This window comes from Trinickia sp. EG282A, assembly GCF_040965455.1.
GTDB lineage: Bacteria > Pseudomonadota > Gammaproteobacteria > Burkholderiales > Burkholderiaceae > Trinickia > Trinickia symbiotica.
This window is the reverse complement of sequence record NZ_JBFRCC010000003.1, coordinates 475945-487931: the sequence shown is the minus strand read 5'-3', so window position 1 is coordinate 487931 and position 11987 is coordinate 475945. Positions and strand designations below refer to the sequence as shown.

The following is an 11987-nucleotide window of genomic DNA, read 5'->3' as shown; positions in this document are numbered from 1 at the left end:
AATCGAACAATGAGAGCCGCCAACAATACGATCGAGGAACTGGACATCTATGTCTGGGAGGGGAAGGCCGATATCGTCGAGCGCGTGATTCGCTGCATGGCGAGCTTCGACGTCGAGGTCATCCGCGCCGACGGCGCGACGGCGCCCGAACGCAGCAGCCCCTCGCGCGCCGCGATGGCGATCATCAGCGTGAGCGTGATCGATGGCGGCTCGCGCGCGCTGCACGAATGGCAGGCAACGAGCGGCATGCCCGTCATCTGGGTCGGCGCGGTGCCGCGCGAGCGCGATCCCGCCACTTATCCGCCCGAATATTCGCATGTGCTGCCGCTCGATTTCACGTGCGCCGAGTTGCGAGGCATGGTGACGAAACTCGCCGCCCAGTTGCGGGCGCATACGGCCGGGACGGCCGCGTCGACGGAGATCGTCGCGCATTCCGAGCCCATGCAGATGCTGCTGCATGAAGTCGATACGTTTGCCGATTGCGACACGAGCGTGCTCATTCGCGGCGAGACGGGCGTAGGCAAGGAGCGCATTGCGCAACTGCTGCACGAAAAACATTCGCGCTACCGGCATGGCCCGTTCGTACCCGTCAATTGCGGCGCCATCCCCGACGGCCTTTTCGAGTCGCTGTTCTTCGGCCATGCGAAGGGCTCGTTCACCGGCGCGATCGGCGCGCACAAAGGGTACTTCGAACAAGCGGACGGCGGCACGCTGTTTCTCGATGAGATCGGCGACCTGCCGCTCTATCAGCAGGTGAAGCTGCTGCGCGTGCTCGAAGACGGCGCCGTTACGCGGATCGGCTCGGCCACGCCGGTCAAAGTCGATTTCCGACTCGTCGCCGCGACCAACAAGAATCTGCCGCAGCTCGTCAAGGACGGCACGTTTCGGGCTGACCTCTTTTACCGGCTGGCCGTCATCGAGTTACCGATTCCGTCGCTCGAGGAGCGCGGCGCTGTCGACAAGATCGCGATCTTCAATGCCTTTATCGCTTCCGTGGTAGGCGCCGACCGGCTCGCCACGCTCCCCGAGATTCCGTATTGGCTGGCCGATTCCGTTGCCGACACTTACTTTCCCGGCAACGTGCGCGAGTTGCGCAACCTGGCCGAGCGCATCGGCGTGACCGTTCGGCAGATCGGCAGCTGGGACGCGCCGCGACTCAAGCGCTTGCTCGCCCACGCGCGCAATGCGCAGCCGGTACCGGCTGAAAGCGCGAGCGAGCTCATCGTGGACCGCAGCAAGTGGGACATGGCCGAGCGCAGCCGCGTGCTCGCCGCGCTCGCGACCAACGCATGGCGACGCCAGGATACCGCCCAGTACCTCGGCATCAGCCGCAAAGTGTTGTGGGAAAAGATGCGGAAATACCAAATATTCGATGAGGAGCCCGAAACAAGAGAAACTGAGTAATAATGACGCGCTGAAGTAGCCTGTTCCAATTAGAACTACTAGCGCCAGGAATTGACAATGAGGAATTTTTCTCGTATGCGGGGGACAGCGCTTGCCGCGCTTGTCGTCATCGGGGGAATCGGGATGGTGGGCTGTGCCGGTGCACAGTCGGCCGCGGACGTCGCATCGGCCACGCCGTCGCTATCGGCGCCTGCCGTGGCTGCATCGGCGGCCGTCGTAGCGGCCGCGCCTGCGCCGGTTGTCGCTTTATCGGCCGCGACAACGATTGCGCCGGATCAATCGGCTTCGGCTTCGGCTTCGGCTTCGGCGGCGACGGCCGACGACGCGAAAGAGGCGCAGGGCAACGTTGCCGAACTGCGTCACCTCATGCGCAGCAACGAGCTAACGGAGTTGCGCACGAGCTATAACGGCAGCTACGGGGCGAGCCTGTTGCTCCACGGCGACGATTTGACGTACTACATCGCGCTCTTTCAGCAAAAGAACTTCTGGCGCGTGATCAAGACGCACGACGACGCGCGTGCCGAACAGATCTACGCCGACTTCGTCAAGAAAAGTGCGCAGCTTGCCGATGTCGAATTGCGTCGCGCGAAGCTCGCCGCGCAAAAGGCCTACACCGAGCGGCAGATCGCGCTGCAGCAGGCGCGCGCCGATCGCTTGCAAGCCGATCTCGACGTCGCGCATCAGCAACAGACGCTCTTCGCGAGCCGCCAGAAAGAAACGCGCGAGGAAGCGGCCGCGCTCGACATGCAGAAACGCGCCGCGCAGGATCAACTCCGCGATTTGCGGCGCCAGGTTCAGTCACTGCAACGCGAGACCGAGCAGGGATTGCCGCACAGCATTCACTGATTTATTAATTTACTGAAAACGGCCGATTCGGCCACGGCGCCGCGCCGTCCTTAGAGGGCAACGTGGCGCCGTGCACCACAATCGAGCAATAGGGTCAGTCGTCCCACTTCGCCAGGCAAGCCTTGTCCGGCGAAACATCGGCATTTCCGTCCTTGATCGCTATCGAGCGGGCGGCGGCGGCCGCTTTGCTTGGGGCTCCTTATCTTTCGCCGAGCCGCCGGCTCGAGCGGTCTTACCGTGCTTCGCTTCACCTTCCGGCTCCGCCGCATCGACAGCGATGGGATCGCTCGCGGGGAACGTCTCTCCTAGCGCCTCGTCGAGCCTTTCATCGGATGATTCGATAGGACGAGGGGCGGGCGGGTGAGTCTTGGACATGACGGTCTCCGCTTGACGAGAAGTGAAGGACCAGCATATCGCACCGATGCGATTGCTGCTGCTTCCGCCATCTTCTCTGCATAATCTGCAGCTACCTTGTAATTGCTGCTTGCTTCCGCCTAATCTTCCGACTATTTGTCGACGGCTTGGATCGGGGCGAAACGCCCGCCATCTATACAACCTAGTCTTCTTGCGCCGCTGAAGGCACCAAATTTGCCACTACTCTCGCGTCTTCACTTTTGGGATAGCAATGGGAATTCAGCAGACGGAACAGCCCCGCAGGGTGCATGCGCTACATCTTGTCGATGCCGACCTCGATCATCTCGAGCGAGCGATCCGCGAACCCGACAATCGCATGCTCAACGCCCAATACTGGGAACGCCGCGTCCTGTCGGTCCGGCATCAATTTGAACTGACGCGCGAGCAACGCGCGCGCGTCGAGGCAATTCTTGAAAGGCTCGCCCAGCGCAACGGGGAACCTGCCTTGTAGGCACTGCGGCGAGCGTCGTCTCGGGGGCCTGCCACGAGTGTGAGCAGGCCCCTACGCTTTTTACTCGTTGTTGCTGCTGTCGCCGCCGTTGTTGCCGTGCTCACCGTTATGGGGCGCGGTACTGAACGGTCGGCGCCGGCGCGTCACGACGACGGGGCCTTCGTTGGTCGTCCGATCCGAATGAGAAGGCGTGGGCGCGCCGTGCGCTTCGCGCGGTTCGCGCGGCTCGCGGGGTTCGCGCGACTCGCGGTACGGTCCCGAGCCCTCGCGCGGGCCATGCCGCTCGCGCTCGCCGTGTCCGCCCGGGCGGGGGCCGCGCGGGCCGGGACGGGTGCCCGTATCGAGCTGGATCGTCGAAATGGCCCGTTTGTAGATGCCTTGCAGCCCCACGGGCGTGCGCAGCATGACCAGATATTGATCGAACGATTCGATGCATCCCGTCAGGCGAATGCCGTTGACAAGATAGATTTCGACGCGCTTGCGTTCTTTGCGCGCGGCATTCATGAAGTCGTTCTGCGGATGCGATTCTGACGGATTCGGCATTGCAAGGACGGCAGCGCAAGCTGCTCCAGTTGAGTTAGTGAGGGGCGCGACGAGGCGCGCGATTCCGGGCTGGCCGCGATTTTAACCCGTGTCCGGCGAATAAGGGCCGGTGGACCCACATTCGCTCGATGCGACACGTGACCGACGCGAGTTCGATAGAGGCTGAACGCGCGGCCGAGTTCCGCCCTCCGTTCGATGGCGGCTGCACACGGTTTCTCCCCGACCGGTCGATATTCGCGGGTCGGGGCGTCGCTTTCGTTCGTGGGACAATCTGCTCGTCAATCCGCGGTTGGTCAGTCCGTATCGGCCGATCGGCGATGGTGCGTTGGCGCACCACGACAGTCCGGCCTCAGGTCGAACATCGATTCGATGCTCGACTTCCACACATTAGGCCGTAATGTTCGCGAGAGCCAGATGAAATCGAAAATTTCGGACGAGCGGCAACGACCATGAAAGTCCTTCCCCCGAATCTCTCCGAGTCTCGTTTTCGCGCGGCGTTGGACGAGTTGGCGTCGATCGTCGGCAACGCGTACGTGCTCGCCAGTGAGGACGCGCTGAGCGAGTACGCGGATCCGTTCGTGCCGGGGCCGCGGGAGCAACGGTTCGCGGCGTCGGCGGCCGTATTGCCGAGCAGTGTCGATGAAATCCGCGAAGTGTTGCGCGTGGCGCGAGCGTATGCGCTGCCGCTCTGGCCGGTCTCGACCGGTCGCAACTTCGCGTACGGCGGCGCCGCGCCGCGCTTGACCGGTTCGGTCGTTCTCGATCTCAAGCGGATGAACCGCGTGCTCGAAGTGAACGAGACGCTTGCCTATGCGCTTGTCGAGCCGGGAGTGACGTATTTCGATCTTTACGCTCACTTGCGCGAGCGCGGCTCAAAGTTGTGGATCGATCCGGCCGCGGCGGGGTGGGGGAGCGTTGTCGGAAATGCGCTAGAGCGGGGCTTTGGCTACACGCCCTACGGCGATCACGCGGCGATGCAGTGCGGGATGGAAGTCGTGCTCGCAAACGGCGACGTCATTCGGACCGGCATGGGGGGCATCGAGATTGGCAGGGCGTGGCAGCTTTACAAGCCCGGGTTCGGGCCTTCCTACGATGCGATGTTCATGCAGTCGAACTTTGGAATCGTGACGAAGCTCGGGATCACGTTGATGCCGAGACCGGCTTCCTATCTGCTCGCACATGCGCGATTTCGTGAGGAAGCCGACCTCGAGGCGATCGTCGATGCGTTGCGCCCGTTCAAGCTCGATGACACGATCCGCAATCATGCCGTCATCGAAGGGGCGATCCGTTTTGCCGCCGGCGTTTCGTCGCGCTCGCAGTGGTACCAAGGCAGCGGGCCGATGCCCGACGGTGCCGTGGCCGCGATGGCGAAGCAGCTTGGCATCGGCTGGTGGAATCTGCGGTTCGGGCTCTACGGCGCGCCCGAGGTCGTCGAAGCGCAGTATGCGATCGTGCGGCGTGCGTTGCTGCGTGTGAAAGGCGCTGAGATCGACGCGGCACGGTATTCGGGTGACCAAGAGCCCGCGGCCGGCGGCGACCGCAACATGGCCGGCATTCCGACGATGGCCGCCTTTCGGATGCTCGATTGGCGCGGCGGTAATGGGGCGCATGTCGATTTTTCGCCGATCTGTCCGTTCACGGGGGGCGATGCGATGCGCCAGTATCTGGTCGCCAAGACGCGCGCGGTAGAGTATGGGTTTGATTACTACGGTGGATTTACAGCCGGCACGCGCCATCTTCATCACATCATGGCAATCATTTTCAATCGCGACGACGCGCTCGAAAGCGATGCGGCCGAGGACTTGCTGCGTGTGCTGATGAGCGACGCGCGCGCTGAAGGGTATGGCGAGTATCGCGCGCACCTGGCGTATATGGATTTCGCCGCCGCACAATACGATTTCAACGACGGCGCGTTGTTGCGGTTTTCGGAGACGATCAAGGATGCGCTCGATCCGCAAGGGATTCTCGCGCCGGGCAAGTCGGGGATTTGGCCGCGTATGTGGCGTAGCAGGCGCGGTTATACCTAACGCGCGAGGCGATGTAGAGGGCGGGGGCAGCATGAATCGACGCATCTTCCTGATGGCAAGCGCCGGGCTGGCGGCTAGCGGAGGGTTCGGGCACGCCATGGCGTCGGGCGATCGACATTCAGTAGCCGCTGGCCCTGTCGTCGCCATCGTCGATGCGACGCTCGATGAAAGCGTCGAACGGGCGCGGTCTGCCATTGCGCATGGCGCATCGGTGATCGATGGCGGCGATGACGTCGGTGCGCTTTGGTATCGGGCACTGATAGGCGCGCGCATGTCCGTGGTCGGTGCGTTGCGTGCATCCGATTTTTTCGTGATTCGGCATCTGGCGCGAAGCGAGGGCCGAATGGTAATCCGTGAATCTGGCAGCGCGGGCGTCGTAGCGTTTCGCATCGACGCTTTGTCCTGAGCAACAGCAGGAGTCGTGGCGGATCAGTTGTTGAGATTCATTCAACGTCGAACTGACACCTGCGGCAGCACGGGCATTCGAGGCGGGCGCTTCGGTGAACGTTGAACCGCTGATCCCTCTAACTTCGAACGTTCTGGCGCTTGGTTCATTTAATGTTGAACTTTCTGGCATGCTGGCCGCGATCTGTTCATGACGATGGCCGTCAGTCTACGGGTAGTTCCGCCGCCGGCCATCTGCGGTCAGTCGCAAATGCCTATCCATTGACGTGCGAATGTCGGCTTGTGCTGCACGCGGACGCGCGAAAGCATGCCGCCGGGCGCGTCGTCGGGCATCGCGATCACCGGGCGCGCTGTAGTTCTGGCATTATTAGCGCTACTTCGTCTCGGCCGCAGGATTGAGAGACCGAGGCATCAGTTAATAACCCATACATAACAGACGCAATGAAGAGCGCTATTTTTTTGCGCGGTATAAAGCTAAGAAACTTTCGGGGGTTTGGCCCCGGCCGACAGACGCTCGCACCGTTCAGGTCATTCAACTTCTTCATTGGCGCCAACAATTCCGGCAAGTCAGCAGTCCTAGCCGCCATCGAGAAGTATCTGCCGCTTCCATCGCTGAAGGAATCGTCGTATAGCCATTCACAGCCGCAGAAGGCAGAAATACCGCCGCTTGATTTTCACGGCAAGGGACGCGCAATTTTTGAGATATCGATGGCGATACCAGTAGGTACTTTCGTCGAAAATGCGGAGACGGCTGCTGCACAAGACCGGAGGCAGCATGTCCGCCCCTTGTTGAAAAAAATTGGCGAGACGGCCTCAAGTGATGGATTTGTCTGGGCCCTAGCGGCATCGCCTTTTAATGGTCCGAGTAGGATGCCCAGTCTTGACGACGATTCGGTGAGACGTTCAATCGGACACCAAGAGTGGCTTTTGCTGTGGCAGGCTTTCAAGCCAGGTTACTCGGGCGGAGACCTGAACACTTACATTCGCGATTGCCTACAAATCATACGGGATCGCCAGTCGTTCGATTTACCCAGGGTCTGCCTAATTCCCGGGATTCGAGAAATCGGGCCACACGGACAGCCGTTTGACAACAGTGGCAAAGGATTGATTGATCGGCTCGCGGAGCTCCAGAACCCAGACCATGATCGACTGGAAGACCGGGATACTTTTTCGCTCATTAACCGGTTCGTTGCGAACGTAACAGGCATACCCTCGGCACGAATCGAAATACCCCATGACAGGCGGCACATACTGGTTCACACCGATACCATTACACTACCACTGCAGTCTCTGGGAACGGGTATTCACGAGGTAATCATGCTGGCCTCGCTGTGTACCCTCAATTCGCGCATGATTATCTGCATGGAAGAACCCGAGATACATCTCCATCCTCTGTTGCAGAGGAAGCTGGTCCTATACCTGCGTGCCCATACGAGCAACCAATATTTTATCTCCACCCACTCTGCAAGTTTCATCGACACTCCTGACGCAGCCATCTTCCACATCTGGAACGACGGACAGGAATCGACCGCCAAGCGGAGCCTGCTCAATCGCGACAAGTTCGAAATCTGCCAAGAATTGGGCTACAAGGCCTCCGATTTGCTACAGGCTAATGCCATCGTATGGGTCGAAGGGCCTTCCGACCGAATTTACATCGAACATTGGATTAGCGTCGTCGCTCCGGATCTGCTCGAAGGGGTCCACTACAGCATAATGTTTTACGGGGGGCGCCTCCTTAGCCACCTGAGCGCAGGCGACGAAGAAATGAATGAGTTCATCTCCCTGCGCACGCTTAACCGCAACGTCGCGCTGGTAATGGACAGCGATAAAAACAATGCAGATGACGAAATCAACGGTACGAAAAAGCGTTTGATCGAGGAGTTCGCTAAGAATGGTGGCGTCGCTTGGCTTACGGACGGACGGGAAATCGAAAACTACGTCGAACCGGATTGTCTCCAAACTGCAGTCAGAGCCGTCTATCCAGAGAGATATGTCAAGCCGTACAGGCTGGGCACCTTTGAGCATTCCTTCTACTTTTATCACCGAAAGAAAACCGAGAGCGGGAAAGTCGAACTTTTCAAAGACGTAGATAAAGTGAAAGTTGCGCGGCAAGTTTGCTCTAGCGATAACTCCGTGGACCGTCTTGGATTGAGGACGCACCTTGAAAGAGTAGTCGCGATGATCCGGCTCGCTAACGGTTTGTCTATCGATACATCAGGTGTTCTGACGCAAGGCGTTGGCGATGACACCAACCAATTGGGAATTGCCGTTCCTGTCGATTAGCTCTCTACCGTGACGGGGCCTGCGAATGGCTGTCCTACACTCCAAGCCGCCTCTGAGTCCGGGCGATCTCGGACGACCGCTCAGGGTCAGGCTGTGACGTCCGCGCGACACCGAGTGTCGAGACACTATCGTCGGTCGGAGTGCGGCCACGAACGGACGGTCGAACAAAAGATCAAGATCGTCGGGCCGGGCGAGTCAACCGGAACAGTCCTCCTTGATAACGCCACCCTTGCTTTCAAAACGCTGCGTAGCCCCGTCAGATGGCTTTCACCAGTGATGTCCTGTGAGCGCCCCCGAATTGGGTGGAAAGGGCGATTTATCGGCTCACGGATTCGCAGGACGGGCAAGTTCGAGCGTCCCTCTTGGGCAAAGAAGTTCCCAAGCACCTCGTCCTGATCGCTGTGCTGAACGAAACGGTGTACGTCGCATGTTTATGTAGGCTGAAGGGGTGTTAATTTTCGTTCTTCAAAGTATCATCCATCTGACTCTGTGGAGAGTCTCTTGTCTTGTGAGGAAGTGAAGGGCCGAATTTCCGCGGGTGTCGTGATCTGAGGCTTATTTTGAAGTGAACAGAAAACGTAATTTCGTCGATAAAAGAAAAGGATAGAGTGAATGGCGGAAGAAATTATCGGTTGGATTCTCGACGAAAAGGTCAAGCCGGGGCAAAATCTTAATCAGGGCGACTTGATAGCGTTCGCGACGGAAGAGAATCCTCTACGGAAAGCAGGCTTGGTTGTTACTGCGGATTGTGATCTCGAAAAGCGCAAGCATGGTCTTCTCATTACACTGGTACCAGTGGTTCCTGTAAGAGTGATTTTGGAGCGCTACCTGCTTATTGAGGCGTGTGAGAAGCAGCGTGCAAATATATTCCGCTATGTATGCGATGAATTTTCGATCGAATTTCGTGACGACGAGAATTTTGCGGCGGCGGAGTTGCGCGACAAAGTCGAGGCCCAAGAGAAGGCCGACCTCGACGAAATAAAAAAGATAGCGGCGTATTTTATTTTGAATCAGCTTGAAGTTCTAACATGGTCGAACTATAAGGCTTTGATGATTGCCATAAAAGGTGGTGAAAAGGGTGCTTCGGCTCTCGAATCCCAGCTAAAAGGTAAGGGCGATATTATGACTTTACCTAGCCCCAGTAGGCTCGGTGTCGAGGGTGATATCGCCTGGGTTAGGCATATTTGGCAGGTTCCCTTGGGTAAAATTGCAATTAAGACGTCAGATGTAAAAAACAATCCGGGCGAGCGTGTTGCGAGGCTGGATTCGCCTTTTCGCTATCGACTTACTCAAATCATGGCGCAAGTATTCTCGGATATCGGTCTGCCGGATATTCAGAGAAGCTTCAAAGAAGACATTGATAGGGTGATTAACAATGAATAACTTTTCACACATTTTGATTACCGAGGCGGCGCTGGACTTGATGCTAATACATAACATCAAGGACGAAGACAGTATGCCAAAGGTCGACGTGACCGTAGGCATCGCTTCCGCTGCGCTCGGAGATACTATCTGCGGCTTTTTCACTGCGTCCGACACCGAGAATTCATATTCGGCGCTGATCGATATAGCCGCCCTGCATGCGCTTTTGGGCGAAGCGACTGGCGACCGCATGGACGCTTACAGACGAATCGCGCGTGTTGTTAAGGGGCTGAGGAATCCGCCCATTCATTTGCCGCGCCAATGGTCCGAGTATCATCACAAGAACCTCATCGCGTTTTTTGCGCTGCCCAAAAGCGCGTCTGACTACCGATGGATCGCGGAAGCGGACGGAGAAAACCGCTGCATCAGATTCGAAAATCTGAGTTCTCGATCTTCGCAGGTGGACTTAGTTGATTTTCGCCCGAAACCATGGCCTGCTGAATTTGCCACTGCCATCGAGAAACTTGCTGCCATCGAAGTGCCCTCCTCCAGCGAAAGCGCGGGGCGGAGCGTTCTGGCGGAGGAAGTGGACCTTCAAGCGATCGGAAGCGGATCCGTAGTGAGGAACCGTACGTATGAAGAATGGTCGACGTTCCTCTCAGAATCACAGAAAAAGGTTCTCGATCAGCAGCTTAATGCGTCGGTTCGAATTGTTGGACCGGCAGGGTCAGGTAAAACGCTCGCGCTCTGCCTGCGTGCTGTGCAGATTGCACGAAACGTGGATGTGCAGTCGACGGGAAAGCGAGTCCTCATCGCGACTCACAGTTGGGCGATGGCCGAGCGCATCGATGGTGTGCTCGCCATTCTCAACGGTGGAGTCGCAGTCGAAGGAATAACGGTATTTCCGCTGCTCTCGCTGCTGCAGATGCATGCGGGAAATATCGGTCAACAGCGAATTGAGGTGATCGGAGATGACTCGACAAGCGGGCGAATAAAGGCAATAGACATTATAAAGGACATCGTTTCTGCGGGGCGTATTGAGACAAAGAATGTCTCAAAGTGGATTGAGGATGGATTGGCTGCGCCGGACAACAGTAAGGCAAGATTGGAGTTGTTGTTTAATATCTACGAAGAGATCTCTGGCGTGCTGACTGCCTCGGCGGTTGCCCTCGACGACCCGGAATCGGTTCGTAGCTACTTGAAGGGCGTACGCGAAGATTGGATGCCGCCGTTTGTTGCTTTCGCAGATAGAGTCTTTGTAATTGGAGTATATCGAGATTTTATTCGTGCTCTTGTAGATCGCTCTTCCATAACGACAGATCAGTTCGTTTTGGATTCGATCAGAGTTCTTGAGACCTTCACGTGGAGGATGCGAAAGGAAACGGATGGGTACGACTACATCTTGGTGGATGAGCTTCAATTATTCGATTCGCAAGAGCGCGCAGCATTGGAGCTTTTGGGGCGATCAAGAAAGGGCGTTCCATTTATTACGGCGGAAGATCCATCACAGGGGGTTTTCTCCAGCCTCCATTCCAGTCGCGGTTTGCTAGGAGGTCAAACGTCTGTTTATCTGGAGACTGTACATCGATTCGATAAAAAGATATTTGACTTAATAAGCTTTATTTATCAAAAATTTCCACTCAATTCATTGCCGTTAAAGATTGACGCAGCAAAACTGAACGACTCTGATGCCCCGCGGTTGCATCTATGTGAGGGTGACCATAAATCAGTGGATTTGGCAGTCAAGCTGATTGAACAACTGTTGAGTGCCGGTTCCTCAAACAATCGAATTTGCGTGGCAACGCTTGGTGATGTGGACGAAGAGATTTGCAGTCGCCTGGACGCTAAAAAGATAGCGGCCACGCGTTTGGCAAGTTTTGATGACGTCGAGCAACTTGCCTATCGCAAGCGCTCTGTGATTGTTGCACCATGGCAGTTCATCGGAGGGACGCAATTTAGTCACGTCATCGTCGTTGCGACGGGCCTTCAGTCCGCACAGACGGGTTTCGGAAGGCTGAGGGAGCTAACGGCGGTCTATCTCGCGTGCAGCCGCGCAACAAAGTCCCTTAACGTCGTGTGCGCAGGCTATGTGCCTCAAGTCCTCCGAGACGCTAAGGAGCACGCCTTGATCCAGCAAATTGACTAGGGGGCGTAAAGCCTGCGGCGCAGATCGACGCCGCAGGTTTGACACTCCTCCAAGCAGCGCGCCGGTCTCCGCAAGCGCCTTATCATGCCGAGACCGGCCCTCAACC

Annotated in this window: 10 protein-coding genes; 7 read left to right on the top strand and 3 right to left on the bottom strand. The window is 57.6% G+C overall.

Going from position 1 to position 11987, the window contains the following annotated elements; all coding sequences use genetic code 11:
• Window positions 1-9 precede the first annotated feature (9 nt).
• Entirely contained in the window at window positions 10-1404 is a 1395-nt protein-coding gene (locus AB4Y31_RS16705) for a sigma 54-interacting transcriptional regulator (protein ID WP_368674866.1), read from the top strand.
• A gap of 57 nt (window positions 1405-1461) precedes the next feature.
• The gene (locus AB4Y31_RS16700) at window positions 1462-2250 is read left to right on the top strand and encodes a DUF2968 domain-containing protein (RefSeq protein ID WP_368674865.1); all 789 of its coding nucleotides are present in this window, start codon (window positions 1462-1464) and stop codon (window positions 2248-2250) included.
• Window positions 2251-2409: 159 nt separating this feature from the next.
• Here the strand turns inward: AB4Y31_RS16700 and AB4Y31_RS16695 are convergent, their stop codons facing one another.
• Window positions 2410-2625 carry a hypothetical protein gene (locus tag AB4Y31_RS16695; protein ID WP_083925474.1) on the bottom strand — a complete coding sequence of 72 codons (216 nt, stop codon included), beginning with the start codon at window positions 2623-2625 and terminating at the stop codon, window positions 2410-2412.
• A 250-nt stretch (window positions 2626-2875) separates the two neighbouring features.
• On the opposite strand from AB4Y31_RS16695, the gene AB4Y31_RS16690 reads away from it, so the two are divergent.
• Window positions 2876-3115 (top strand): hypothetical protein, encoded by a 240-nt coding sequence (locus tag AB4Y31_RS16690; protein ID WP_018438694.1) that lies wholly within the window; start codon window positions 2876-2878, stop codon window positions 3113-3115.
• 60 nt (window positions 3116-3175) lie between these two features.
• Here AB4Y31_RS16690 and hfq read toward each other — a convergent pair whose 3' ends face one another.
• On the bottom strand, window positions 3176-3658 hold the full coding sequence (hfq, locus tag AB4Y31_RS16685) for an RNA chaperone Hfq (protein ID WP_368674864.1): 483 nt from the start codon (window positions 3656-3658) through the stop codon (window positions 3176-3178).
• 449 nt (window positions 3659-4107) lie between these two features.
• On the opposite strand from hfq, the gene AB4Y31_RS16680 reads away from it, so the two are divergent.
• Complete coding sequence (locus tag AB4Y31_RS16680) at window positions 4108-5685, top strand: FAD-binding oxidoreductase (RefSeq protein WP_368674863.1); 1578 nt, start codon at window positions 4108-4110, stop codon at window positions 5683-5685.
• Window positions 5686-5803: 118 nt separating this feature from the next.
• On the opposite strand, the gene AB4Y31_RS16675 is transcribed toward AB4Y31_RS16680, so the two are convergent.
• Window positions 5804-6262 (bottom strand): hypothetical protein, encoded by a 459-nt coding sequence (locus AB4Y31_RS16675; RefSeq protein WP_368674862.1) that lies wholly within the window; start codon window positions 6260-6262, stop codon window positions 5804-5806.
• 269 nt (window positions 6263-6531) lie between these two features.
• On the opposite strand from AB4Y31_RS16675, the gene AB4Y31_RS16670 reads away from it, so the two are divergent.
• The 3 genes from AB4Y31_RS16670 (at window position 6532) to AB4Y31_RS16660 (ending at window position 11881) form a co-directional block, all read left to right on the top strand.
• Window positions 6532-8373 carry an AAA family ATPase gene (locus AB4Y31_RS16670; RefSeq protein ID WP_368674861.1) on the top strand — a complete coding sequence of 614 codons (1842 nt, stop codon included), beginning with the start codon at window positions 6532-6534 and terminating at the stop codon, window positions 8371-8373.
• Between the two features lie 612 nt (window positions 8374-8985).
• Window positions 8986-9756 carry a hypothetical protein gene (locus tag AB4Y31_RS16665; protein WP_368674860.1) on the top strand — a complete coding sequence of 257 codons (771 nt, stop codon included), beginning with the start codon at window positions 8986-8988 and terminating at the stop codon, window positions 9754-9756.
• Complete coding sequence (locus AB4Y31_RS16660) at window positions 9749-11881, top strand: UvrD-helicase domain-containing protein (protein WP_368674859.1); 2133 nt, start codon at window positions 9749-9751, stop codon at window positions 11879-11881. Before AB4Y31_RS16665 ends, AB4Y31_RS16660 begins: the two co-directional genes overlap by 8 nt.
• The last annotated feature ends 106 nt before the right edge of the window (window positions 11882-11987 follow it).